This is a genomic window from Paenibacillus puerhi (assembly GCF_009846885.1).
Taxonomy (GTDB): Bacteria; Bacillota; Bacilli; order Paenibacillales; family NBRC-103111; genus Paenibacillus_G; species Paenibacillus_G puerhi.
Genome location: NZ_WUWM01000003.1, coordinates 23,830 through 49,718 on the forward strand (window position 1 = coordinate 23,830; position 25,889 = coordinate 49,718).

At 48.0% G+C, this 25,889-nt stretch carries 27 protein-coding genes; 17 read left to right on the forward strand and 10 right to left on the reverse strand.

Annotated elements, in window-relative coordinates; genetic code table 11:
- Positions 1–74 precede the first annotated feature (74 nt).
- Positions 75–638, reverse strand: a complete 564-nt coding sequence (gene ssuE, locus GSF01_RS03550) for an NADPH-dependent FMN reductase (protein WP_159881656.1) — start codon at positions 636–638, stop codon at positions 75–77.
- Positions 639–790: 152 nt separating this feature from the next.
- A complete protein-coding gene (locus tag GSF01_RS03555; RefSeq protein WP_159881657.1) occupies positions 791–1,780 on the reverse strand; it encodes a lipoate--protein ligase in 990 nt (329 codons plus the stop codon).
- Between the two features lie 145 nt (positions 1,781–1,925).
- Between GSF01_RS03555 and pdxK the strand changes: the two genes are divergently transcribed.
- On the forward strand, positions 1,926–2,735 hold the full coding sequence (pdxK, locus tag GSF01_RS03560) for a pyridoxine/pyridoxal/pyridoxamine kinase (RefSeq protein ID WP_159881658.1): 810 nt from the start codon (positions 1,926–1,928) through the stop codon (positions 2,733–2,735).
- A 119-nt stretch (positions 2,736–2,854) separates the two neighbouring features.
- Here pdxK and GSF01_RS03565 read toward each other — a convergent pair whose 3' ends face one another.
- The gene (locus GSF01_RS03565; protein ID WP_159881659.1) at positions 2,855–3,829 is read right to left on the reverse strand and encodes an aldo/keto reductase family protein; all 975 of its coding nucleotides are present in this window, start codon (positions 3,827–3,829) and stop codon (positions 2,855–2,857) included.
- A 223-nt stretch (positions 3,830–4,052) separates the two neighbouring features.
- Here GSF01_RS03565 and GSF01_RS03570 point away from each other — a divergent pair, with 223 nt between their 5' ends.
- The 11 genes from GSF01_RS03570 to GSF01_RS30300 all read left to right on the forward strand — a co-directional run bounded on the left by GSF01_RS03570 (position 4,053) and on the right by GSF01_RS30300 (position 13,029).
- A complete protein-coding gene (locus GSF01_RS03570; protein ID WP_407945740.1) occupies positions 4,053–4,418 on the forward strand; it encodes a winged helix-turn-helix transcriptional regulator in 366 nt (121 codons plus the stop codon).
- A 72-nt stretch (positions 4,419–4,490) separates the two neighbouring features.
- Positions 4,491–4,850, forward strand: coding sequence for an aminoacyl-tRNA hydrolase (locus tag GSF01_RS03575; protein ID WP_159881661.1), 360 nt, complete (start codon positions 4,491–4,493; stop codon positions 4,848–4,850).
- A 236-nt stretch (positions 4,851–5,086) separates the two neighbouring features.
- A complete protein-coding gene (locus GSF01_RS03580; RefSeq protein ID WP_159881662.1) occupies positions 5,087–5,722 on the forward strand; it encodes a hypothetical protein in 636 nt (211 codons plus the stop codon).
- 23 nt (positions 5,723–5,745) lie between these two features.
- Positions 5,746–7,371 carry a glycosyl hydrolase family 18 protein gene (locus tag GSF01_RS03585; protein WP_159881663.1) on the forward strand — a complete coding sequence of 542 codons (1,626 nt, stop codon included), beginning with the start codon at positions 5,746–5,748 and terminating at the stop codon, positions 7,369–7,371.
- A gap of 183 nt (positions 7,372–7,554) precedes the next feature.
- On the forward strand, positions 7,555–8,061 hold the full coding sequence (locus GSF01_RS03590) for an ArsR/SmtB family transcription factor (protein WP_235941247.1): 507 nt from the start codon (positions 7,555–7,557) through the stop codon (positions 8,059–8,061).
- Positions 8,062–8,128: 67 nt separating this feature from the next.
- Positions 8,129–8,917, forward strand: a complete 789-nt coding sequence (locus GSF01_RS03595; RefSeq protein ID WP_159881664.1) for an SDR family NAD(P)-dependent oxidoreductase — start codon at positions 8,129–8,131, stop codon at positions 8,915–8,917.
- Between the two features lie 684 nt (positions 8,918–9,601).
- A complete protein-coding gene (locus GSF01_RS03600; protein WP_159881665.1) occupies positions 9,602–9,796 on the forward strand; it encodes a helix-turn-helix transcriptional regulator in 195 nt (64 codons plus the stop codon).
- Entirely contained in the window at positions 9,797–10,288 is a 492-nt protein-coding gene (locus GSF01_RS03605) for a DUF6773 family protein (RefSeq protein WP_159881666.1), read from the forward strand.
- Positions 10,289–10,319: 31 nt separating this feature from the next.
- Entirely contained in the window at positions 10,320–11,576 is a 1,257-nt protein-coding gene (locus tag GSF01_RS03610; RefSeq protein WP_159881667.1) for an erythromycin esterase family protein, read from the forward strand.
- A 46-nt stretch (positions 11,577–11,622) separates the two neighbouring features.
- Positions 11,623–12,468: a hypothetical protein gene (locus GSF01_RS03615; protein WP_235941249.1), complete on the forward strand. Its 846-nt coding sequence runs from the start codon at positions 11,623–11,625 to the stop codon at positions 12,466–12,468.
- A gap of 276 nt (positions 12,469–12,744) precedes the next feature.
- Positions 12,745–13,029 (forward strand): recombinase family protein, encoded by a 285-nt coding sequence (locus GSF01_RS30300; protein WP_159881837.1) that lies wholly within the window; start codon positions 12,745–12,747, stop codon positions 13,027–13,029.
- 191 nt (positions 13,030–13,220) lie between these two features.
- On the opposite strand, the gene GSF01_RS03625 is transcribed toward GSF01_RS30300, so the two are convergent.
- The gene (locus GSF01_RS03625; protein WP_159881838.1) at positions 13,221–14,144 is read right to left on the reverse strand and encodes a LysR substrate-binding domain-containing protein; all 924 of its coding nucleotides are present in this window, start codon (positions 14,142–14,144) and stop codon (positions 13,221–13,223) included.
- A gap of 296 nt (positions 14,145–14,440) precedes the next feature.
- Between GSF01_RS03625 and GSF01_RS03630 the strand changes: the two genes are divergently transcribed.
- From GSF01_RS03630 to GSF01_RS03650, 5 genes are all read left to right on the forward strand, one after another.
- Entirely contained in the window at positions 14,441–15,412 is a 972-nt protein-coding gene (locus GSF01_RS03630; RefSeq protein WP_159881668.1) for an ABC transporter ATP-binding protein, read from the forward strand.
- A gap of 62 nt (positions 15,413–15,474) precedes the next feature.
- Positions 15,475–16,563 (forward strand): ABC transporter substrate-binding protein, encoded by a 1,089-nt coding sequence (locus tag GSF01_RS03635; protein ID WP_159881669.1) that lies wholly within the window; start codon positions 15,475–15,477, stop codon positions 16,561–16,563.
- A 23-nt stretch (positions 16,564–16,586) separates the two neighbouring features.
- Positions 16,587–18,251 (forward strand): ABC transporter permease, encoded by a 1,665-nt coding sequence (locus GSF01_RS03640; RefSeq protein ID WP_159881670.1) that lies wholly within the window; start codon positions 16,587–16,589, stop codon positions 18,249–18,251.
- A complete protein-coding gene (locus GSF01_RS03645) occupies positions 18,248–19,537 on the forward strand; it encodes an MBL fold metallo-hydrolase (protein ID WP_159881671.1) in 1,290 nt (429 codons plus the stop codon). Before GSF01_RS03640 ends, GSF01_RS03645 begins: the two co-directional genes overlap by 4 nt.
- Before the next feature lie 266 nt (positions 19,538–19,803).
- The gene (locus GSF01_RS03650; protein ID WP_235941251.1) at positions 19,804–20,031 is read left to right on the forward strand and encodes a helix-turn-helix domain-containing protein; all 228 of its coding nucleotides are present in this window, start codon (positions 19,804–19,806) and stop codon (positions 20,029–20,031) included.
- A 179-nt stretch (positions 20,032–20,210) separates the two neighbouring features.
- Here GSF01_RS03650 and GSF01_RS03655 read toward each other — a convergent pair whose 3' ends face one another.
- The 6 genes from GSF01_RS03655 to GSF01_RS03675 form a co-directional block, all read right to left on the reverse strand.
- Positions 20,211–23,135: an S-layer homology domain-containing protein gene (locus GSF01_RS03655; RefSeq protein ID WP_159881672.1), complete on the reverse strand. Its 2,925-nt coding sequence runs from the start codon at positions 23,133–23,135 to the stop codon at positions 20,211–20,213.
- Positions 23,113–23,460: a hypothetical protein gene (locus GSF01_RS03660; RefSeq protein ID WP_201305311.1), complete on the reverse strand. Its 348-nt coding sequence runs from the start codon at positions 23,458–23,460 to the stop codon at positions 23,113–23,115. Before GSF01_RS03660 ends, GSF01_RS03655 begins: the two co-directional genes overlap by 23 nt.
- A 278-nt stretch (positions 23,461–23,738) precedes the next feature.
- Entirely contained in the window at positions 23,739–24,716 is a 978-nt protein-coding gene (locus tag GSF01_RS03665; RefSeq protein WP_235941253.1) for a recombinase family protein, read from the reverse strand.
- A gap of 149 nt (positions 24,717–24,865) precedes the next feature.
- Positions 24,866–24,994 carry a recombinase family protein gene (locus GSF01_RS29525; protein ID WP_235941254.1) on the reverse strand — a complete coding sequence of 43 codons (129 nt, stop codon included), beginning with the start codon at positions 24,992–24,994 and terminating at the stop codon, positions 24,866–24,868.
- Positions 24,995–25,276: 282 nt separating this feature from the next.
- Positions 25,277–25,483: a helix-turn-helix transcriptional regulator gene (locus GSF01_RS03670; RefSeq protein WP_159881673.1), complete on the reverse strand. Its 207-nt coding sequence runs from the start codon at positions 25,481–25,483 to the stop codon at positions 25,277–25,279.
- 4 nt (positions 25,484–25,487) lie between these two features.
- Entirely contained in the window at positions 25,488–25,793 is a 306-nt protein-coding gene (locus GSF01_RS03675) for a DUF6442 family protein (RefSeq protein ID WP_159881674.1), read from the reverse strand.
- Between the last annotated feature and the right edge of the window lie 96 nt (positions 25,794–25,889).

Consider the following 25,889-nt stretch of genomic DNA (forward strand, 5'->3'; position numbering starts at 1 on the left):
GGTCCTGTCTGCGAAGCTTTACGTCCGCATGCAAGCCGAAGCGTCTCCGGTTATTCCGGTCGACCTCGCGTTCCTCAGTTGGCCACTAGCGACTGCTGTTCATTCGCGCTCTTCCTGATCTCGCGGACCAAGTCCGCGGCAGCCAGCTCCAGACGATCCAGCAGTTCCTCCTCTAGAACGAAGCCGCCTCCCTCCAGCCGGGATACCTGAGCGTCCAGCGCATACACCCCGCCGCGGATATGCTGGCTGCCCAGCGCGGAGAGCACGGGCCTCAGCGCATAATCGATGGCGAGCAGATGGGCGATGGTGCCGCCAAGCGCAAGCGGAAGCACGATCTTGCCCGCCAAGCCTTTTTGGGGAATCAGGTCCAGGAAGGTTTTCAGCACCCCGGTATACGAAGCTTTATAGATCGGAGTAGCGACGATGACGGCATCCGCTTCAGCTACAATCCGGTTCGCTTCCACGATAGACGGACTGTCGAACCGGGTGTAGATCAGATCCTCGGGAGGGAGCAGCCTGACCTGAATCTCCTTGTAGTCCCAGCCCTCTCCCTCTATCCGTGCGCGTACCGCCTGGAGCAGTCCGTTTAGCCGGGACGTCTCCGTGGGGCTGCCTGAAATAACGGCTATCTTGGCCATGGCATCGTTCATCCTTTCCTCAACTCACCTGTATAATCCGATAATTCCACTCGGTTAAATGGAAGTATATAGGGAGCTGGGGAGAGATGTCAATACATCTCCTTGTTTTTGTCAAATTGACATCAATGCAGGGGCAGGCCCTTACCGTTCTGTCAGCCCATCAGCAGATCCAGCCATTCTTCCGTCGTCACCGGACCAAAATATACCTGAAGCTCTGACTGGCGCAGGACCTCGGCAATCGCTTGCGTTTCAAAGCGGACCCCGATCAGCTTGTCCATAAACTCGGAAGCATCGCGCTGTCCGAAGAAATCTCCATATACCGCCGCTTCGCGAATGATCCCCGATTCCACCAGCAGACGGATATCGAAGGTGCCTGCTGCCAGTCTTTTCGTATGCTGGACATTGAACGCGGGGGAAATGCCGTAATTCCATTCCCACGTCCGGTATCTCGTATCCGCCAGTTGACGGACGGCCTCCCAATCCGCATCTGTCAGCTCATACTGACTCACGGCTTCCCCAGCGAAAATGGATGCAAGCAGATGAGCCTTGAACTGCTCCAAGCTCAGCGGTTCCGCAAGGAATTCCTTAATATTGGCGACGCGACTGCGGACGGACTTCACGCCCTTCGACTTCATCTTCTCGGGATTCACGTTCAAAGCCGAGGCCACGTTCTCCATCTGCGAATCGAACAACAGCGTTCCGTGCGTGAACATGCGGCCACGGGTGGCGAACTGGGCATTGCCGGAAATTTTCCGTTCGCCGACCTGAATATCGTTGCGTCCGGTCAGCTCTGCGGCGACCCCTAGCTTATGCAGCGCTGCGATCACCGGCTCGGTAAATTTCCGGTAATTATGGAACGAAGCGCCGTCATCCCGTGTGATAAAGCTGAAGTTCAAGTTCCCGAGGTCGTGATACACGGCCCCGCCGCCGGACAAGCGGCGAACTACATGGATGCCGTTGCGCTCCACGTAGTCACGATTGATTTCCTCGGCGGTATTTTGATTTTTACCGATAATGATCGACGGTTCATTGACATAGAACAACAGATAGTCGTGCTCGGCCGGCAGGTGGCGGAGCGCATATTCTTCCAGCGCCAGATTGAGAGACGGATCATGGATATTGCGGTTGTCGATAAACAGCATGGCGTTATCTCCTCATCGAGAAATGGTAAAGCTTCTTTCACCAGTGTACCACGAAAACTCCCCGATTCCGAAAGCGGGGGATTATGCTATAATGATGAAAGCTTTCGAAGCTTGACTGATTTTATGAGGTGGAGGAAACCCAAAGATGACCATACGCAAAGCATTGACTATAGCCGGCTCCGATACAAGCGGAGGCGCAGGCATACAAGCAGACCTGAAGACCTTCCAGGAACGGGACGTATACGGCATGACCGCTCTGACCACCATCGTGACGATGGACCCGGACAACGGCTGGTCGCACGGCGTCCATCCCATCCCGCTTGCGACTGTTCAGGAGCAGCTTCATACGGTACTTGACGGAATAGGGATCGATGCGGTCAAAACCGGCATGCTCGGTTCCGTCGAGCTGATCGAGCTGGTGTCCGAGACGATCCGCAGCCGCAAGCTTCCGAACGTTGTCGTCGATCCGGTCATGATCTGCAAGGGCAACGACGAGGCGCTGCATCCCGAGACGGGAAGCGCTATGCGCGAGCTGCTGCTGCCCGTGACGGATATCGTGACGCCGAATTTGTTCGAAGCCGCCCAACTATCCGGCCGCCCTCCGATCGCTACGCTGGACGACATGAAGGAAGCCGCCAAGCTGATTCATGAGACTGGGGTTCGCTACGTGCTCATCAAGGGCGGCGCCAAGCTGGAATATCCGACCGCCGTGGACCTGCTCTACGATGGAAGCAGCTACGAGCTGTTCGAGGAAGACAGACTCACTACGGGATATACGCACGGGGCTGGCTGCACGTACTCCGCCGCGATCGCGGCCGAGCTAGCGAAAGGCGCAAGTATACGGGAAGCCGTCGGTACGGCCAAGGCATTCATTACCAAGGCGATTCAATACGGCTTTCCGATTAACCGGTTTGTCGGGCCGACCCTGCATTCCGCTTATCGGCATCATGCTTGATTGACCAATAACCCTCCCGGGCAGCCGGGAGGGTTTATTCGTTGGCAGGTCGATGCTACGTGAAGCGTCAGCCGCTGCTTGCAGGCGAAGGCACGCTCCCGCTCCTCCCACTGCGCTAACTAGCGAAGCGGGGCAAAGTCCTTGACCCGTTGGAGGACCGTCTCCACAGCCTCCAGCAGATCGGCGTCGAGTTTAACCTCTGCCGCCTTCACATTCTCCTTGATCTGGGACGGGCGGGTCGCTCCGATCAGGGCCGAGCTCACGCCCGGGTGACGCAGCACCCAGGCCAAGGCCAGCTGGGACAAGGTCATGCCTGCCTGCGCAGCCAAGTCTTCCAGCTCCTGGACGCTTTGCAGCACGTCGTCGCGGAGATAGCTGTTGATCACATGGTTCAGCTTAGCATTGCTAGCCCGGCTGTCCGGCGGAGGCTGCTGCCCCGGCTTGTATTTCCCTGTCAGCACACCCTGTGCAAGCGGCGAGAATACGATCTGGCCGATGCCTTCACGGTCGCCGAGCGGCAAAATCTCCTGCTCGATATACCGCTCGAACATATTATAGATCGGCTGATTGGAGATCAGCGGACGCAGCCCCAGCCTTCTGCCGGCGGCCGCCGCTTCCGCCAGCTGGACCGCGCTCCATTCGCTGACAGCCGCATACAGCACCTTGCCCTGGCTTACCAGATCGTCGAGTGCGCGCAGGGTTTCTTCCACCGGGGTCTCCGGGTCGAAACGATGACAGAAATATATATCGACATAATCGGTCCCCAGCCGCTTGAGGCTTGCTTCGCACTGCTCCATAATATGCTTTCTCGATAATCCTCGATCGTTCGGACCGTCCCCCATCGGGAAAAATACTTTCGTCGACAGCACATAGCTCGAACGGGAATATGGCTTTAAGGCGGCCCCGAGCGCGCGCTCGCCCTCTCCCCGGTTATAGGCATTGGCCGTATCGAAAAAGGTAATGCCCGATTCAAATGCCTCGGCTACGCAAGCCTGAGCCACCTCGATCTCGGCCGCCGTTCCATAAGTCAGCCAGCTGCCCAGCCCGATTTCGCTCACCTTAAGTCCGCTTGCCCCTACTCGTCTATAGTTCATTTCCTCGTCCTCCTCTTCCATGACCCTTACTTGCTGCTCCTTGCAGGATCTCCTGTCCATTCTACTTCCCTTCTTAGTCTATGGAAAGTAGTGAAATCATTTTGATCTTATTACGAATACTAGATATACTTACCTCAAGGTTACTTGATCACCTGCTGATGTACAGCTCCAAATCTACTGGAAAGGAAGATTGGTCATGACTGTTTCCGAATCCAACAATCGAATGTATTCTGATATTCCGAACCCTTACGTGCCACAAGAGCCTGTCCATATTGAATGCTCCATAGAAAAGGCGCTCGACGTTGTCGGCGGCAAGTGGTCCTTCCTGGTGCTGAAGGAACTGTTTAACGGCAAAAGACGGTTCGGCGAGCTGCAGCGGAAGCTTGCCACGATCAGCCCCAAATCCTTGTCCGATACCTTGCGGCATCTGGAGGTGCATGGCGTCCTCGAACGTACGGCCTTCGCTACCGTTCCGGTTACCGTTGAATATAAGCTTACGCCCAAGGGTGAAGACCTGCATCAGATTCTGAAAGAAATGAAACTGTGGGCAGCCAAATGGTATGAGCAGAAGCCCTCGGACGAGGAGTAAGACTCGATTATTCGATTTCAAACCAATCCAACAGGGGGCATCCGTCTCTCTTTAGCAAAGGGGCCAATTCCTATGACCGCACCAACCCGGGATATCGTGCAATACTTTATTGTCAACAGCGAGCTTGGCATGTCTTCAGGCAAGATGGCCGCCCAGGTCGCTCATGCGGCCACGACGATGACGCTGCACTGTCTGCTCAATGACAAGTCGTCGCACGCGACCTTTCAAGCCTGGCTGAACGCCGGACAGAAGAAAATCGTGCTGCGCGGCACCGAGGCCGACCTTCTCCGGCTCAGCAAGGTTGAGGGCTACCTGGCCATCCGCGACGCCGGCCATACGGAAATTCCAAGCGGTTCGCTGACGGTCGTCGTCCTCCCTCCTGCCGACAAGGAAGAGGTCCGCAGTGTGGTCGGCGGCTTTAAGCTGATGTAGGGCGAGGTGTATCATAAATAGTGGTAAAGCAGAAGAAGCTGCAAGGCTAAATCTGATTATTGGGAGTAAATATACACACTCTACTCATGTGGAGTGCCTAATATTGATGGTATGAAATGAGATGTGACAGTACTAAATTTCCCGTTGCTAATCCATATGCTGTGTATATACCTGCTTTCTTTGTGTGGGTCAAACTGTTTTTTATGGTTATAGCTAAATTAGGAAGGAGAAAACAAATGACCATAATTGACAAACTAGCAACCTCACTCAACCGCAGAGACGAAGGTCCTAATCAGGAACTGGCAACATATATTGCCAACCGGGATGATAGAATGGCCGTGAAGGAACTTGTTGACAACTTGTATAACAGAGACAAGAACATTCAAAGCGATTGCATTAAAGTTCTTTATGAAGTCGGAGAACTTAACCCGACTTTAATTGCTGAATATAGCAAAGAGTTCGTAGCATTGCTTGATCATGGGAACAATCGACTTGTATGGGGGGCAATGACAGCATTAGATACGATAACGCTTGAAAAGCCGGAAGCCATTTATTCAGCGCTTGCAAAAATTGTAGATATTGCTGGCAAAGGATCGGTAATCACCAGAGATCACGGTGTAAACATCCTGATTAAGCTTTGTTCAATCAAACATTATGCTGATCATGCATTCGCCTTACTCATCGAACAGCTTAAGAGCTGTCCGACAAATCAACTTCCCATGTATGCGGAGAATGCAATACCCATCGTTAACGATAAAAATAAAGAATTTTTCATAGAGACACTATTCTCACGGCTAGACGATATTGAAAAAGATACAAAACGAAAGCGAGTGGAGAAACTGATTAAGAATTCGCGAGCAATTTTTCGCTAGACCTTTTAGTTGGAGGGCATACTATGATAAAAAAGATAAGTTTAATAGTTTCCTTGTTTGTTACGTTGTTTACTGGCAGTGCTTATGCGTATGATGTCCAGCTAGGATCGTTTACAGATGAGGAGTTCGATTATGCGTACGACCCGATTTATACCTTATCCGCTTTAGGAATTATTGATGGATTTCCAGATGGAACCTATCGTCCGAACGTGGCTTTGTCCCGGGAAGCTTTTATTAAACTACTCGTTGTTGCTGCGAAAATAGAAACGAATCAGGTAACCGGAAGTAACCCTGCCGATGTAGGCAAGGATCGTTGGTCTGCCCCTTTTATTTCAATCGCTCATGAACGAAAATGGATTGACAGTTTACTAGATAGCGAGGGATTGTTCCACCCAGAGCAAACGATCACCCGCCAAGAAGTAGCCATGTTAATAGGGAAATTTCTGCTAGAGACTGAGGGGAAAGAGTTACGGCAAGGATGGTTATCGACAGATTGGAAGCAGGAGCGAAACTTGCGGGATTTCCAAGATCAAATGATGATCCGTGAGGATATGCAGCCCTATGTCTATTATGTTATACATCGCGAGATAATGGAGGGCGATTCAGGTGGTTTTAAGCCCGAAGAGCCTTTGATTCGCAAGCAGGCAGCAGCCGTGATCTACCGTTTAATTAATAAAAGAATTGAGGTACAAAAATTAGACTTTACCGGATACTATGCCATACAATCGTATGCAGCGATGAGCCAGATGAGCAAGCTCTCTGATGTAATCTTTGGCTGGTCCCACTTAGAATATACAACTGCGGGAACAGCAAAATTAAATACGGATACAACGGTTAACCGTATTCCGTTAGGCTTTGAAGAAGTGATCGCAGCCGCAGATACAGCTCAAATCGCTAAAGAACTGATGGTATTTTACGACGGCAGTAACTTGAAGGAATTTCTTAAAGATAAGCCAGCTCAAGAAACTTTTATCGCTTCCTTACTCTTAACCTTAAATGATCCTACATACCGTTTTACCGGGGTAAGCATTGATTTTGAAGGCTTGAAGGAAGCGGCAAGCGCTGAAGATTATGTTGGATTTCTTAAGGATTTGAAAGATCAGCTTGGCACCCATACCTTATCTGTTTCCGTTCCTCCAATATATTATTACAAGGGCTATGATCTTGAACAAATTGGTAAGCTAGCCGATACCGTCATTCTCATGGCATATGATTTCACTCATAATGAAAGCAAACTGCCTTCGGCCCCATTGCCGTTGGTTCATGATGTCGTCCGAACCGCTCTTGCCTTTATTCCAAAAGAAAAGCTGGTGCTGGGGATTTCGAAACAGGCTAACCAGTGGATTAGTACGGATGGTATAACGGCGCCCCCTTTAAGTCCAGCGATTGCCGAAGTGGAGAAACGATTAGCCATGCCAGATGTTACTCAAACATGGACGTTGCCCTACTTTTTGAAACAAGTGACATTTGAGGATGCTCGCGGGAGCCATGTGATCTACTATGAGGACACACAAAGCATAGCCAAAAAGCTCTGGCTCGCCAAGTTCTATGATCTTAAGGGAGTTTCTTTATGGTTCATGGGCAGTTATACTGAGGCAGATTGGGAGCTTGTTGGTCAGCAGACAGCGAAGCGAAGCAAAGTGAACTAGTGAAGGAGCACCCGTTTTTGAGGGACGCAGAATACGCCGGAAAGAAATATATGTAGGCCGGAAATGGGAAGTGCTGTGTGTCGCTATAAGTAAGTAGTAATCAAGAGCCGCATTTACCATATTGACTAGGGTTCAAGTGCAGGATATGCTTGAGCCCTTATAATTTTATGGAAACTCTCCCCTGTGTCAGCCTGGTCAGGATGTTTTGGCGTTGAGCCCCATTGCTTTTTTAAAAGCGATATGTTATATTCAACGCAAATGATTAAACATTTAAACATTTCAATTTATGGTGGTGGTGGTGGATTGAAGGAACAAGAGCGAAGCGTACTATTGGAAAAGAAGCAGGCACTTCTTCATGAGATTCGTCAGTCTACAGATATTTTTAAAGCACTTGCTGATCCCGTAAGGCAAGATATCCTAATGATGTTTATGATAGCTAAACGAATGAACGTCGCACAAGTTGTGGAGCAATCGCATTTATCCAGACCGGCAATCTCTCATCATCTAAAAATACTTAAACAAGCAGGCATCCTAGACTCCTTGAAGGAGAAGACGGAAGTTTACTACAGCTTAACCCTCGAGAACTCGGTTATAGACCAGCTTAAAGCAATCATTCGTGCTGCCGAAAACATAACAAATGACCCTGCTAAAGCGTTTGAAGAACATGAATGGCTTTCTCACAAAAAGTGAAGAAAGTCTTTTTTGCACAAAATGTTCAAATGTTTAATCATTTAAACGATTAATGGAGGTTACACAAATGAACTTTTCGAAGAAAACAGCTTTGGTAACAGGCGCATCATCTGGAATAGGGAAGGTTTTCGCAACCGAACTTGCCAAAAAAGGATGTAACTTAATATTGGTTGCCCGATCGGAGGATAAACTCGAACAAATTGCAAAAGAACTTCAAAAAACGTACTTAATCCATGCGGTACCTCTTTCGGTTGATCTATCTTCAATTAACGCTGCGGAGAAAGTGGCCAAGGAAGTTGAAATCCTCGGGTTAACAGTTGATATACTTATTAATAATGCTGGGTTTGGGACTATGGGAGTTTTCAATCAAATCCCGTCAACCCGTGTTCATCAAGAGATTCAGCTCAATGTAATGTCCTTGACTGAATTAACTCATCTATTCATTGGTTCCATGATTGAAAGGAACGAAGGCATTATTATTAATGTTGCTTCCATGACAGCGTTTCAGCCGGCACCGTACATGGCTGTATATGGTGCCACGAAAGCTTATGTTCTCTCTTTCACGGAAGCCTTATGGGCCGAATATAGAGATAGCGGTGTTCAAATCGTTGCGTTATGCCCAGGAGAAACGCAGAGTTCATTTCATACTGCATCCGGTACGGAAAGCTTGAAAGGTAAGCGCATGGAGCCGATTGATGTCGTGAACGCGGCATTTAAGGGTGTAAAAAAAGATCGTAGCCACATAATAGTTGGACGGAATAATTATATTATGGCTCAATTGCCGCGTTTACTGCCTCGGGGTATGGTCGTAAAATTCGCTAAAGGTGTATTTCAAGCAGCTTTGTCAAACAAGTAACTTGGAGTTTATTTTCTGCAAGCGTACCGAACCGATCATTAACGGCAGAGTATCTTTAACCCCTCTATGGGCGTTCCTACAGGGGGCATCTTCGGCACACGAGCCATGTAGAGTGTCTAATATTGATGGTGTGTAATGACTGAGATGTGACAGTATACGCTCAAAAGTATAGTTTATGGGTTTCAAGAGGCTGACGGCAGTCCACTCGGTGGGTTCGGCGTCAGCCTCTTAACTGTTGGAGGTATGCGAGTAAGGAATCAGCCCGCCACATGTTCCATCGTCGATGTGGGGCTTCTGGTAGCCCTGTAGAATAAGTTAGCAGGCAAGGGGAAATCAAGATTATTAACAGCTTCAAGGTATAGAGTTAAGTTAACTGTGCTTACTCAACACATGTGGAGGCGATTGTGTTGATGTCGAAATTAACCCTCGGAATGTGTTTATCAGAACATATCGAGGGTAATTTTTTGGGCAAAATAGTGGATTGGGTAGAGTTTACAGATTAGATAATCCTAAGGCTGTCAAGCCTCCGGTCATTTTGTACTCCGTATCAATCCCAAACAAAGTATAACATATTGCAATTTATACATGTGAAAAAGAATAATATAAAATACTTTATGCAATATATAATTTACTTTTTGGAATGTGTGACATATAATAAAAGCGTTATAAGAAAGGAGGGCTTTCTTGAAAAATAAAAAAATGAAAATGGCTCGAATTGAAAACGATATGAGTCAAGAGGATTTAGCTGACATTGTCGGTGTAACACGGCAAACGATTGGCTTGATAGAATCTGGAAATTATAATCCGACATTAAAACTTTGTATTGAAATCTGTAAAGCTCTTAACAAAACACTTAATGACTTATTCTGGGAGGATTAAATGAAAAATAAGAAAATCAAAGATGAACGAATTATGCAGTTAAAAAACAAAATTCAAAGCGAAGCCTATATGGTAGTAATATTCTTGGCAGGTATTTCTTGCTTTATTAAATCCCATGTGATGGATTTGGACTTTTCACAGTTCGCAGTTGAATTTGGAATTATTATTTTGTCAACAGCTTATATCGCAATAAGAAGCATGTTGATTGGACATGATCTTATGAATAATTCTAAAGGTGGAAAAGTATTAACAATAACGTCTATATTAGCGATAAGCCTTGCAATAAGTATTATAAATGGAGTAAGAAACTATTCTCTTTACAGTGATAAGTACTCTGGAGTTTTCGATGGGTTATTTATTTCAGTATTGGTAGTAACTTTTATTTCTGCAGTTGTTTTTATTTCCGTTGTATTTGCTCTTCTATATGGGTCCAACTTACTAGGACAAAGAAGAATTGAAAAGAAACTCAATGAAGTTGAAGATGACGATTGAAATCTACAATAGAAATGAAAGGAGTTCAAAAATGAGAACAAAAATGAAAACTATTGTTGCTATAGTAACCTTGAGTATTTCCCTACTTACAGGGTGTGAAAAGGGAGCTGCAAAACTGCATCCGGACTTATCAATTATACAAACAGATATCAGTACTCTTACTGTTTCTGAAAATGTGCAGGTTGTAGGGCTTGGAGAAGCAAGTCATGGTACAAAAGAATATCAACAGATGAAAACAGAAGTGTTCAAAGCTTTGGTAGTAAACAATGGGAGTCGAACATTTATTATTGAGGGGGATTTTGGAGGAGCATTAAAGGCAGATGCTTATATTCATGGGGCTGAGGGATCCGCCGAAGATGTGGTTAAGGAAATAGGCTTCAAGATCTATAACACGCAAGAAATGGCTGATTTAGTTGATTGGATGCGTTCCTATAATAAAAAGGCCCCCACGGGAAAAGACTTACACTTTTATGGAATGGACATACAACGATACGATAATAACAAAGAGAAGCTATTTTCTATTTTAGATTTAGCTGCACCTGAATTGAGTGAAAAATATAAAACTGCTTTTTTACAATTGACTGACGAGGAAAGATTGACTATAAATGCAGATGTTTTGAAAAGGTCCAAAGAAGATGCTTTAGGGTTGTTGAAAGAAATGGACACTTACGAAAAAGATATTGTTGCCATTGCTGGACAGACTGGTTTTGATTTTGCAAGAGAAAGTGCAAATACAATATATGCGTATAGTGATTTGCTATTAAGTAGTAATTCTGATTACAACTCTTTGCGAGATAAGTATATGTCAGAGAAAGTAAGTTGGTTTTTACAGCACGGAGACGGTAGTGTACTGTTTATTAATGGTCATAATGGTCATATCGGCAAAAAATCAGTTTCTGGCTATACTCCATTAGGCGAACATTTAAGTAATAATATAGGAGATAATTATTTCGCTATTGGAACTGATGCAGAGAATACAGAATTTCATTCACAAAACAGTAATGGAAGTTTTAGTGTGATGGAAGTTAAAAATCGAAATGAATTAAATAAACAACTTGATCATGTGGAGAATGAATTTTACTATATGGACTTTTTGAAAGCAGCCGATGAAGAAAATTGGAACAGAATTTTAGAGGGTAAGCAAACTATTACAACCTTGAACGTTGGAATTTCAAGTTGGCAAAAGATCCTGAAGTATTTTTATACAACAACCATTGTCCCTAGTGATACATATGATGGAATGATTGTTTTCAAAAAGGTTACTCCTTCAACACTTCTTAAAAATTAAAGGATTAAAATAAGTCGAGAATCGAAAATCGGATGAAAAGGAGGGATTGGAAATTCGGACAGCAATCAAAATTCGGCAGCCAATAACGATTGCGATTATTTTTCTTGTCGTGATAACGATGTCGATGTATGGATACTTTCGTCCGGAAGGAAGCATAATATACCCTTCTGTTCATGTAGATATAGAAGCTGATTTTTTATCGGAGGCATACTTTTCTGAACTCTCAGACCAGTATGATCAAATTCGCTCTGAGCATCGAAAAAGGTATATATTTGACACATCCAAAGCAATTGCATCACACGCGATCCTAACGCATATGATGCATGATTTGGTGGAAAATCAAGAGCTTCTGAATGGGCATAAGCAATTTGATCTGTTTTTTGAGACATTTGATCAACATGTCAAACAACTCCCTTATATCACGGAAGCGATTCATTATTTTCGTAATGAACTGAATCGATATGGAGGGGCGCCTAAACGATTAGAAGAAATGATTGAACTAGCGGCATGCGGCAAATGGCAGCTATTCAGCGCTAGATATCACCGGTATGAGGTAAGCGAATATGACGCTGCTTATAATGTAAAGTTAATATCATCGAATGGTCGCTTTGAAGTTGTCTACAATGCTGAGACGGGTCAGATGGTAAACGATCCGGTAAACATGGGCACCTATAATTATGCGCATGGCAGCAAAATTCCATGGAAATATTACCAGCATCATCAATTTGATAAAGTCCCCTGGATGAAATGGGGCAATACCAATCAGGTTTCATACGAGGAAATTACACAAAGACAGACAAGACATGGATCATTAGAGCAAAAAGATAGTTCAGATGCACTCCAAAAGCTAATTCAAAACAAAATGCGAGAATCACAGACGTGTCACAATTAGACGGATTTCGTTCCATAACTTCTACAACAAATGTTTTAATAGTAAATGACGCAACGATTGCAATTAGAATGCTTATTCCCCATTCTTAATTATTTTCATGAATTGAACTCTCCTCCCCATTACATCCTGCTAATTCGACCAGAAACTGCATACTAACTCGAATATGTATTCGCACATTAACGGAATGGTTCTTCTCTATCTCTGAAGAAATTTTACAAAATATGGTTATATTACTATTGATGATCATTTCGTCTTTTCTGTACGGTATCTGGGGATATATGGCATAAGACAGCAGGGAAACTCATTCTCAAAAATCCGCATTATACGGGAGATTTGGTTCAAGGTCGTTCTAAAGTCGACCAGGTGGATAAAATGTTCCATCAGGAGAAGGGATACAAAAAAAGAAATAATATCGATGAAGAGAATTGGCTCGTTAATAAAAATAGTATCACCTCTACTATAATTACAAAAATCCGGTGTTACTGGGGGCTTAAGTCGCCCCCTAAATATTTAACTATATTAAGCACTCGACACATGTGGAGTGCTGTGTGTCGCTCATAAGGAAGTAGCATGTTTGAGAGCCGCATTTACCAAATCCGGCGAAAGCCAGGGACGCAAATCTATAAGGACTAAATGCGGTTGATGACAGACTGGCTGTCGTAAAATGACGGTTACCGGGCCGTAAGCCCGGGAAGCTTTCAGCGTAGTTTTCCCCAGGTGCCGCCGTTCGTTTGCTATAAGCAGGGTAAGATTCATTCTTCGTTGACTTTTTGCGAATCGCCTACGCTTCGGCTCAAGTTTTCGTTAAACCGGTTGATCAGCGCCGAGCGGTGCCGTTGATTGTTCGTTAAGGCAAATACGTATCGCTCCACCCGATTGCCGGGAATCGGCCGCATCAGCAGCAGGCCGCGCTCCACTTCGGATTGTACCGCCATTCGGGAAACGAACGACACATGTTCGCCAAGGATGACCGCCCGCTTGATCCCTTCCAGGGAATCGAGCTCCAGATAAGAGGGGAGATGGACCCGGCTGCTTTGCAGCCATTTCTCGGTCATTCGGCGGGTGCTTGATTCTTTACCGTGCAGGACGAAGGGAGAGGAGGCGATCAGCTCTGGCGTCAAGTCATCTTCAGGGCTGGAGGCGAGAGGGTGGCTTGGAGCAAAAATAAGCACGAGATCGTCTTCGCAAATCGCTTCCATCTTCAGCTCCGGCGAAAGAAATGGCTCGGAGGAAATAACGCCCAGGTCGATTTCGTGACGCTCCAGCATTTCCTTCACGACTGGCGCGGTTTTGACGGACAATGAAATATGGATGCCCGGGTACTCTTTGGAGAAACGGTGCAGCACCGACGGCAAAATATACGTAGCTGGCACGTAGCTGGCTCCAATTAGCAGGCTTCCTTTCCGAAGCGAATCGAACTCCATGACGACGCGATGCGCTTCCGTGGCCAGCGCGCCGATTTTCACTGCGTAATGGTGAAGGGCGTACCCGGCATCGGTCAAAATGATCTTCCCCATTCGCGCTTCAAACAGCTTGACCCCGAAATCCCGCTCCAGGTTTTTCATATGAAAGGTTACGGTAGGTTGCTTTAGATCGAGCATTTCCGCAACCGTGGTGATCTTCTTGTATTTTTCCAGCAGTACCACAATCCGCAGCTTCAACAGATTTAGATTCATCATACGGCTCGCCCCCTTCAATACTCCTACATGTCTAATAGATTATATCTATAATGTTACCATTACTCATTTATATAGTTAATTTTTCGTTAACTTTGATTTAACACAGCCATGGAATCGGCCAAATAAACTCGTGCATGTATGGAGATCACAGCCCATCACAAGTATAGAAATAATCTATGACTATGAATGGATAATAGATAAAAATTTAATACAAGTTTTACACCCTGTTGATGCTCCGCAAATTGCCGACCGTTAAACTGAACTAGAATTCCTTACATGGAGGGTTGCTTGCAATGACGCTGCGACTTCATAGTATTAACAAATCGTTCGGCGCCGCTGTAGCGCTCGATGAGGTGAACTTGTCCTTTGCTCAAGGGCGTTTTACTACGCTGCTCGGACCATCAGGCTGCGGCAAGACAACGTTGTTGCGCATGATCGCCGGTTTGGAAACGCCGGACCGGGGCGATATCTGCTTCGGCGAGACGGTGTTGTTCGACAAGGCTCGTAAAATCAACCGGCCGGTACATCAGCGCAATTTCGGTATGGTTTTTCAAGATTTTGCTTTATGGCCGCATTTGACGGTGCTGGAAAATGTGGCCTTCGGCCTGAAGGCGAAGGGGGACACCACCGACTGGCGCAAGCGCTCGCTCGAAGCGATCGAGCTGGTTCGCCTGAACGGGCTGGAGAAGCGCTATCCGCACCAACTGTCCGGCGGACAGCAGCAGCGGGTCGCGCTGGCGCGCGCCGTAGCAATCCGGCCGCAGCTCGTTCTATTCGACGAGCCGATGAGCGCTCTCGACGCATTGCTGCGCGAAGAGATGCGCCTTGAGCTAATGAACCTCGTGCGTAGGATCGGCTTCACCGCTATCTACGTGACGCATGACCAGACCGAAGCGATGTCCATGTCGGACGAGATCGTCGTCATGCAGAACGGACGCATTTTGCAAAAGGATGTCCCGGAAGTGATTTATCGGACGCCGAAGCATGCCTTCACGGCGCGGTTTATCGGCAAGGCGAACTGGCTGGAGGCCGACAAGCGGCTCGTCCGGCCCGAGCATGTCGGATGGACGGCTCAGGGCGAGAACGATCTGACGGTGCAGGGAATCGTGCAGACCGTCAGCTATATCGGGGAACGTTACGAAATCATCGTCAAGGCGGACGGTATGCCCGGTTCCTGGATGGCCTATCATGCAGAGCGCCGAGCGATTGGCGAATCTGTACAACTGTTCGTGCCGCCCCGGCATATTCATACCCTGGAGTTGTAAAAAACGATGCACGTTCTACACACAAATGCGGCAAAGCCGCCAAAGAGAGGGAGAATTCCTACATGTTTAAAATGAAAAAATCGTTCAAAACCACGTTAATCGCTCTGATGTCTGTCCTTGTCGGCGCCAGCTTGAGCGCATGCGGCAGCAGCGCATCGAACCAGCCGGAAAGCTCAAAGACTCCGGCCGCATCCAGCCCTTCCCCGACTACCGCTGTCTCCCCAGAGCCGAAAAAGCTCGGCGGCAAGCTTGTTGTGTACAGCGCAGGCCCTGCCGGACTAGCCGAGAAAATCCAAAAAGGCTACGAGCAGAAAACCGGCGTGCAGGTGGAAATGTTTCAGGGCACGACAGGTAAAATTATGGCCCGTATGGAAGCGGAAAAAGCGAATCCGATCGTCGACGTCGTCGTGCTCGCATCCTTGCCGTCCGCTATCGGCATGACTAAGAGCGGCCTGACACAGCCGTACAAGGAAGCCAAAAACGCGGACAAGCTCATCCCGGCCTTCTCGGACAAAGACGGCAACTATTTCAGTTATAGCCTCTCTGCGCTGGGCATTGCCTATAACACCAAAACCGTAACTAACCCGCCGAAAACGTGGAGCGATCTGACCAGACCGGAATGGAAAGGCAAAATCAACATTCCCGATCCGGCGCAATCCGGCTCCGCGCTTGACTTCTTAAGCGGATATGCGAATAAGAACGGGGATGCCGGCTGGAACCTGTTCAAGCAAATTCAAGAGAACGACGCGATTATCGCAGGCGCCAATCAGGAAGCGCTCGATCCGGTCATCTCCGGCGCAAAAAACATCGTTATGGCCAGCGTGGACTACATGACCTATGCGTCCAAAGCGAAGGGAGAGCCGATCGATCTTGTCTACCCGACCGACGGTACGGTCATTTCCCCGCGCCCTGCAATGATCATGAAGTCGAGTAAAAACCAGGATAACGCCAAAGCCTTCATCGACTACTTGTTGTCCGACGAAGCGCAGAAGATGGTCACCGATGCTTTCCTGCTGTCCGGCCGCAGCGACATTCAGGTAGCCGGCCGTCCAAGCGCCAAGGACATCCCGACTTTGCAGGTGGATTATAACTGGATGAACGACAACCAGACAGACATCACGAAAAAGTTTATGCAATTGTTTAAAAAGTAAGTCAGAGATAGGATGAGCGTGCAATGAACTTCAAACGACCTGGGACGTTACTGGCGCCGCTGCTGTTGGCTGCGCTGGTCGTCCTTCCTCTTATATATGTATGTCTGACAAGCATATGGGTGAACGGCCGTCTGGATTTACTGGGGCCGATCCGCACTATCCTTCGTCAAAATTTGACCGGCGTGTTTACGAACTCGCTATTTCTCGGCATCTGCGTCGTGGTTATATGCACCTTGCTTGCTTTTCCGCTAGCTTGGATTATGGCAAAGACGCCGCTGCGGAAGCACCGGTGGCTGGATATTGTGCTGCTCATTCCATTCATGACGCCTCCGTACATCGGCTCGATGGGCTGGATTTTGTTCATGCAGCGGAACGGCTACCTCGAGCAGTTGTGGCCGTCGTCAACAGCGGCATGGATCAGCACGCATTTCTTCAGTTTGACCGGCATGGTTGCCATTATGAGCCTGCATTTGTTCCCTTTTCTGTACTTGATCCTGCGGGGAGCCATCGAGCAGCTCGGGAGCAGTAAAGAGGAAGCTGCGGCTGTTCACGGGGCCGGTTTTCTATACACGATGCGGCGCGTCATGCTGCCGCTTATTTTAGCCAGCTACGCGATGGGCGCACTTCTGGTCTTCGTAAAGACGCTGGCAGAGTTCGGAACGCCGGCCACCTTCGGCAGACGGATCGGTTACTCCGTCCTAACGACCGAGATTCAAGGCGCTATCTCCAGCTGGCCGATCGATTTCGGCAAAGCGACCTCTCTCTCCTCACTGCTGCTTATTGCCTGTCTGATACTATGGTATATCCAGTCTGTCATCGTCCGCCGTCATTCCTACAATCTGGTCAGCGGCAAGGGCAGCAGGGAGAGACTGTACGGTTACCATGTCTGGCAGCGGGCGATCGCTTGGGGTTACATTGCGATCTTGCTGGGTACGTCCATCGGCATTCCTTACTTCTCTATCGTATCCGCTTCGTTGATGAAGCTGCGAGGTGCCGGCCTCGCCTGGACGAATCTGACGCTTAGCCATTACGGCGAGCTGCTGACCTGGGGGTCGCCGAGTATGAAGGCGCTCCTGAACAGCCTCGGTCTGGCTTTGCTCGCAGCCTGCTTGGCGGCTGCGCTAGGCACGTGGCTCGCGCTGACGATAGGCCGCTCCAAGCGGCTGTCGCAGCGGGTGACGGATATGATGAGCTTGTTGCCGAACAATGTGCCGGATATCATCATGGTCGTCGGCCTCATCATGCTGTGGAACTCGACCTGGATGCCAATTAAGCTCTACAACACCTACGGGATGGTCGTGCTGACTTACGTCATTTTCTTTCTGCCGTATACCGTTCAGTATGTCAAGGCGCGCAACGGTCAGCTCGACGATTCGCTCCGCCACGCCGGCCAGGTGTTCGGCGGACGTCCCTGGTACGTGTTCCGGCGCATCGTGCTGCCGCTGCTGCTGCCAGGCGTCATTGCCGGCTGGATGATGACCTTCACCATTTCGCTGCGGGAGCTGGTCGCCTCGCTGCTGGTGCTGCCGCCTTCGATGCGAACGTCGGCCACCTACATCTTTGCGCAGTTTGAGCAAGGGCAAATCTCTCTCGGCATGGCCATGGCGGTGATCTCCGTCGGCCTAACGACCTTGCTGCTGCTGTTCGTTAACAGCATGAATTCAAACAGAAAGTGGAACTTGTCATGATGCAATTGAAAGTATGGGGGGGAGCAGGCGAGCACGGACGCTCCTGTTATATGCTGCAAAGTGGGGAGACGCGGGTTTTGCTGGATTGCGGCGTCAAGCGGACCGGTAGCGGCGAATATCCGCTCCTCGACCCGGCTGAAATTCCGCATATCGACGCGGTGTTCCTTTCGCATGCCCACGAAGATCATTCCATCGCTCTGCCGCTGTTGTACAAGCTTGGCTACCGCGGCAAAGTGTGGACAACCCGGATTACTGCCGAGCTGTTGCCCGCTTACTATGCTACGTGGGGCCACTACGTCGAACAGCAAGACGCCCGGCTGCCATACGACGAAACGGATATACGCAGCATCGCTTACGCTTATCTGGACGAAGCGGCCCCAGCCTTAGGCTGGATTGAGCTAGGCCCTGAGCTGCGCGTCTGCTGGGGCCGCAGCGGCCATATGCTCGGCTCGGTTTGGTTCCTGCTGGAGCTTTCGGGAAGGCGCTTCTTCTACTCGGGCGATTACACAGAGGAATCGCTGCTGCTGCGCACCGACGCGCTGCAGCGATTGCCCGGCGGCCCCGGCGAGCTGACGGGGGCTGTCATAGACGCAGCCTACGGCCTCGACGCCGAGCCGCAGTCGGCCAAGCTGGAGCGGATCTACGCCGCAGCCGACGGCGTCCTGACGGCAGGGGGACATCTCCTGCTGCCGGTTCCGCACAGCGGCCGCGGCCAGGAACTTCTGCTGCTGCTGCAACGACAATTCCCCGGCGTGCCGCTGCGGGTGGAAGAAGAGCTGCTCCACGGTCTGGAGCAGCTCCTCCGGCAGCCGGGCTGGCTGAAGCCCGGCGCGGAGGCAAGGATCGCGGCCGCGCTCGGCGGGCTGGAGGTCGTCCGCGATGCGGAGCAGCGAACGCGGTTCCTGCAGCCCGGCGCGCAGCCGGGCATCGTTCTCACCGGTGACGGCATGATGCAATCGCCGAAGGCGCAGTGGTACTACAGGCAGTTGCGCCGCAACCATCTGAACGGCATTATCCTGACCGGACATGCCTACAAACATACTCTCGCGGATCGGCTGCTCCGTATGGCGCCGCCGGATCGCGGCTGTCGCGTCGAGCGTATCGTGTACAAAATCCATCAGGGCTTGCCCGACGTCCGCCGAATGCTTCAGGCTGTGCCATGCCCGGTCGCGATTTTGGCGCATGCTCCGGAGGCCGACACGGAGGCGCTGCTGCGACAGCTCAAGGCGGAAGGGCATCGTGGCCTACTGTCCCTCCGGCCCGGAGATGCCGCTACGCTAGCCTAGCCCCATGAGGAGCTAAAGAAATAAAATGTTTGAGAGCGAACTTGCTGAAGTCATTCGTCAGTGACCAACACTCCATACATGTGGAGTGCTGTGTGTCGCTCGTAAGGAAGTAATATTTTCATAGCCGCATTTGCCTGCCTGTATATTGAAGCCCAAATGTATTTCGTATTCGGGCTTCTGTGTTTGTGGTGGCCAAGGCTTCATATCCTCCTCGCAGCTAAACGAATGCGCCGATCGTGTTTCTAAGCATTCGTGAGGAAGACGAGGTGAAAATTAGCGCATTATCCGATGGCGGCGACGATTTTGTGACAAAGCCATTCAGTCTCCTGTCCTATATGGCACAGAATGTTAACCGTATGATCAATGCCGATACGTTATTTCAGCTCATCTGGGGAACGGAGAGTCTGGAGGATACGAGAACGGTCGCTGTACACATCAGTAATTTACGTAAAAAATCGAGGCTGACCCTGTCAATCCTCAAATTTAATAAATAACGGTACAGGGATAAACCCCTTGTACCGTTATTTTCTCGTTTGGATCATTTTCTCGCTTAGGAGCTGCCGCTCGAATAGAGGAAGATGGGCAGGCCGAGCGAGTCGATGAACTTCTTACTATCACACAGATGTTAGCAAAAAAGGAAAGCCCCCGATGGAATCGGAGGCTGACTGGCGGGCTATTCCAGGATAGTGACGTCTTCTATAATAATTATCTTGGATAAGAACGTCACTATAATTCTCGTGCTGCCCGGTTTGAGCGCCGTAAGGAAGCCATTGGCATCGATTGTGGCTAAGTCCGGATCTTCAATTTCAATCGTCGCCCAAGCGGTCGCGTCTTCCCTCGATTCGTCGTCAAAGTCCGCGAAGACTAAGAGGTTAGTTGTCTCCCCTACTCTCAGCGGGTTTGAAGACAACCAGGCGTCGATGGACACCAATTGACGCGATGCCGTCGTCACCATCACCGGCACGTTCTTTGTTATGTGGCCATAGGTGACGACGATGTTCGTGGTTCCGTTTGCGACCGCTGTCACGACGCCCGTATTACTGACCGTCGCAACTCTTGTGTCGGTGCTCTCATATTGCGCCACTCCGGTTACGTTGAGCGATGTGTGGTCATTGAAGCCCGCCGTAATGACGAGCGCATATGTCGCACCAGTTACCGTCAACGTAACATTGGCCGGATTGGATGTCAGAAGCGTCAAGGTCGGGGCAGGCGGCGCGATCGTCACCGTCACCGGAACGTTCTTTGTTAAGCCGCCATAGGTGACGGCGATGTTCGTGGCTCCGTTTGCGACCGCTGTCACGACGCCCGTATTACTGACCGTCGCAACGCTCGGGTCGGTGCTCGCATATTGCGCCATTCCGGTTACGTTGAGCGATGTGTGGTCATTGAAGCCCGCCGTAATGACGAGCGCATATGTCGCACCAGTTACCGTCAACGTAACATTGGCCGGATTGGATGTCAGAAGCGTCAAGGTCGGGGCAGGCGGCGCGATCGTCACCGTCACTGGCACGTTCTTTGTTAAGCCGCCATAAGTGACGACGATGTTCGCGGTTCCGCTTGCGACCGCCGTCACGACGCCCGCATTACTGACCGTCGCGACGCTCGGGTCGGTGCTCGCATATTGCGCCACTCCGGTTACGTTGAGCGATGTGTGGTCATTGAAGCCCGCCGTAATGACGAGCGCATATGTCGCACCAGTTACCGTCAACGTAACATTGGCCGGATTGGATGTCAGAAGCGTCAAGGTCTGGGCAGGCGGCGCGATCGTCACCGTATATTGCACAGACGCTGTTGCCGGAGTTGTAGCCGAATCTGTCGCGCTGATCGTGAAGCTATACGTGCCGCTAGCGCTTGGAGTTCCAGAAATAACCCCTGTGTTTTCATCCAAATCCAGTCCCGCAGGCAGTTGTCCGCTGGTGACTGCATAAGTAATGGCTCCTGTCCCACCAGATGCTGCTACACTGCCGGTATAGGCTTGTCCCACAACCAACTGCGAAGTGGATGATATCGATTCAGGCAATTCGATAGGTATTGTAACCGTATATTCAAATGTCGCAACCGAGCTATTCTCCCAGCCAGGTTGAACGGCGATGGCTTTAATCGTTGTACGGCTCGTAATGATGATCGGTCCCGTATACGGCGTGCTGGACGTGGTCGGCGTGCTGCCATCTGTCGTATAGTAGATTGTTGCGCCAGCCGTTGCGCTAAGCGCTGCTTGCGTACCTGACACGACAGCTCCGCCAGCAGGGTTGGCTGTCGGTGTCGCGAGAATTGGCTGTGAAAAGCCGACATGAACAAGGAATGAAGTGGATACTGTGCCATTCTTCTTATCATCTGCTGTTACAGTTATGGTTGCTGTCCCTTGATTAAGAAGTGTAAGTTTAATCGTGTAAAAACCATTCTCTGAATACAACTCTGATTTAACGATATTTACATTATCCGAAACTACAGAATAAGATAATTCATCTCCATCAGGATCTGTAAAGTGATCGTCTATATCAATATATTCTATACTCCCTACAGTAAGTTCACGTTTAGCAAATTCGCTTACCACTTGAGGAGAACGATTTACTGGTGTATTTTCATTGTCATCATTGTCGTTACTGTCGTTACTGTCGTTACTCCCACCTCCACCTCCACCTCCACCTCCACCTCCTGAACTTGAACCACTGCTCGAAGGTGATGAAGGATTTGTTTTTCCGGTTTCAATTATTTGAATAGGTCCATTAGGAGTCGTATCCTTATTGTACTCTACACGGATTTTACTTTCTGAAGGTAGGTTTTCTACTTTAATAGTAACGCTTTTCTTATCTTCAGAAAGTGTTACATTCTCTATGGGAATAACTTTTCCATTCTCGTCTGTTAAAACTAAGTCTTCAGGCGATAACGCTTGAAGTTCTTTTGTAAAAGTTATTGTTAAGGTTTTGTCGTCAACCTGTGTAACAGTATCTATTTTCGGACTAATTTCATCTTGAACCTTTAAAAATTTTGACGCTACGAGTGCCACAGCTTGACGCTCTGCATTACCCTGGGGATTAAAACCTTCTCCAGTCCCACTAATCAACCCTAATTCAACAGCGGCAGCAACGGAGTCCTTAGCGTAATCAGCAATTTGTCCCGCATCAGAGAAAGATAAGTTAGCTGCCTTACCTGTCACATCTGTGCCTAATGCTCGTACAAAGAGAACAGCCATATCTTGGCGAGAAAGATTGGCTCCAGTTCCAAATGTTCCATCCCCATTACCCTCAATTAAACCTGCTTTGGCTGCAGCTTCTACATAACTAAAGGCATAGTGTGTGTTAGATACATCGGAAAACGTTGAGGTTGCTGGGGCACTAGTTACATCTAAGTTCAATGCTTTTGCCAAAATAATTGCAAAATCTTGTCTTTCAATTCTCCCCGTGGGATCGAATTTCCCATCACCTTTACCATTTATAATACCTGCTTCTGCTAACCCCAGGATAGCATCTTTTGCGTAAGAGCCGTTGATATCTGTTAAATCTGTTGCTGCAAGAGCACTCAACGAAAATGAAGACAAAGCTAACAAACCACTTAATAGTAAGTTATTTATTACTTTAAAGACTATTTTCTTTTTCAACCAAACCTCTCCTGTTCAAGTAAAAAGTGATAATAGGTAAAGCATATCCATTTGCAGGGTCGTCGGCACCGACGTCTTTGAATGAAGACGACTTTAAGTCCGTATCCACCTTCAAACCGAAAATCAACGCTACAACCTTAGCGAATTGCGCCCAGTTCATCTCATCCTTGAGACCGAAATTGCCCTCGTGCACACCGTCGAATACACCAGCGGATATCATCGCGTCGAACTTGGCTTTCGTTGCTTCATCCAGATCCTTCAAGTCCGTAAAGTCGGCTGAAGTCTTCGTTGCGTCTGCTGCAAAGCTGACGGGAAATGAAAGCACAGTAGTACCGCCATCAGCGATCCGACAATTTTTTCCTCATCGTTTGTCCCTCAGTGAAGTATGATATGATATCGATTTTCCCCCTTGTATTTTATCATGGTAGATTAGCCAATTAATGAAACTTAAAGAAAACTTTAAGTTCGCGCTCGAGATCAAGCAAGCCAAAGAAACAGATTACAAAGATAATTGGCTGGAAGAATGTTGATTCGATGCGATATTAAGCACTCCACACATGTGGAGTGTACAGTGTTACTAAAATGGAAGGGGCAGGAATAGTCCTACGCCCCTTGTTGTTCCAGCGTCCTTACGGATTGAGGGCGGGAAATGTTGTAATGTATGGCTTTGATTGATCCGTCGTCATTGACTTCGATTTTTTGAATGAGTCTTTGGAGTACCTGCTTCAAGACTTGCTCATCGTCAATGTCAAGTTTGGTGAAGCGGGATATTTGCTTTCTAAAGGCACGGAGTTGTTCTTCTGTGTCTTTTTTTGTTTCAAGTAGGCTTTCAATCTCTGCCTTCCTTTGGGAAAGCCTACCTTGTTCAAATTGGATATGCTCATTCTGTACTTTGAACTGTGCTATGTCGATAACCTTTTCTGTGTAGAGTTGCAAAAGGCTTTGAAACTCTCTGTTGAGCTTGTTCAGGCGTTTTGTGACGGTAGCTAGTTCTTTCAAGTATTTCGTATGCTGTTCATTAGCTTTTGTGTTTGCCGCCCCGTAGAGCCTTTCTAGCTTAATGTTGTCAGTAATCAGTTCCTTCAGTTCATCTTTGACAGCTTGCAATAAATTGTCGTATCCAATGATATGAGAGGAACAGTAAGACGTTGAGTGCTTCACATAACCAACGCATACATAAGCCCCGCCGCTCTTTTTTCTTCTGTCTTTGCGGAAGGTCATACCCTTACAGCAATCAGCACATACGGCTATGTGAGCAAATAAACTTTCACTACCGTTACTGTTGTTCCTGCCTTTTTTCTTCATCTTCTCCAATACGGCTAAGTGCTCGTCCATTGTGATAATGGCAGGATGTGCATTTTCATGGACTACTTGCTCGCTAGGATCTACACGTCTACGCTTCTTGGAGATGAAGTCTCTTGTCTCTTCACGATGATGTACAAGAGTGCCTGTGTAGACAATGTTTTTGAGAATGACGCTTACGGAACTTTGATTCCATAATGCCCCTGCTTTCCCGCCGCCTGATACTGTTCTAGGAGTTGGAATCTCCCTACTAATGAAGAAGTTACTGATTTTGTACATACCCCAATCCTGATACAGATAGAGGTCGAAAATTTCCCGAACAATAGGTGCATAATCCTCGTCAAGTACCTGCTTCTTACCGTCACGCTTGTAGCCAAATGCAGGTAGAGAAGCCTTGTAGACTCCCTGTCGTGCGCTAGCCTTCAGCCCTATTTTAATGCGGTCAGATAGTTTGCGCTTTCTTCTTCAGCAAGTACAGCCTTTAATTGAAATGTTAGTTTGCTTGTGCATGTTGATGTGTCATAGCTATCCTCAGGCAGAATTAAGCGAATATCCATTGACTCAATTTCATGCGCTGTCTGAAGATTTTCGATAGTGTTTCTATTCTAAAGCATTTTGATTTGATAGGGAGATAAGTATATTAGCTAACTTCATGTTAATACTAGAAACATCATGCTCCTTATTCTCGCCCTACCGATGTGGTAGGGGCTTCTTTGTAAAATTTTCAGGCGGGTATGACAAGCCTTAACTTCGACGTGGATGCAAAGACCTTTTCACCAGCTACTGGGTAGGGTCTTACTGATATAAAAAAGCCGTCTAAAAGGCGGCTTTTCTACTAATCAAAAATAAAACAATTCCTCAAATTTCTTGTCTAAAGCTATACATAAAATGAGGGCTAATTTAGCAGTCGGGCAAAACTGTCCTGTTTCAATTGAGCTGATTGTTTGGCGTGATACTCCCACCATTTCAGCTAATTGTCCCTGTGAAAGATTTTTTTCTGCCCTCGCTACTTTAAGGCGGTTATTTAATACTAATTCATCCTTCAAATAATTACCCTCCTATAAAAAACGCTATTGTACTAGCGATCACAGCAGTTATTCCCAATATGGAAGCAGCTAATAATTTCCCTGACTTTAATTGAGAATATTTATATATGCTTCTTCCGGCGACACATGCGGTGAAAAGTGCATAAAGGTCATAACTATAAACTCCGTGCATCAAATTCCATATTGCAAAAATAAGCGTCAAGGCAAGGACAAATATCAAACTTATATCGTTTGAATCCCCCTCGATTTTTTCTTCTCTTTCGTCAAGACCGGATTTTCTGCTCTTTTCTAAAATTTCTTCCTTTTTCATTTTAAAACCCCTTCCTTTGTGTTGAGAATAATATAGCAGCTTTTTCACTGGATATCAAGTATACTTGTCATAAATACATTAAAACTTGTCATAATG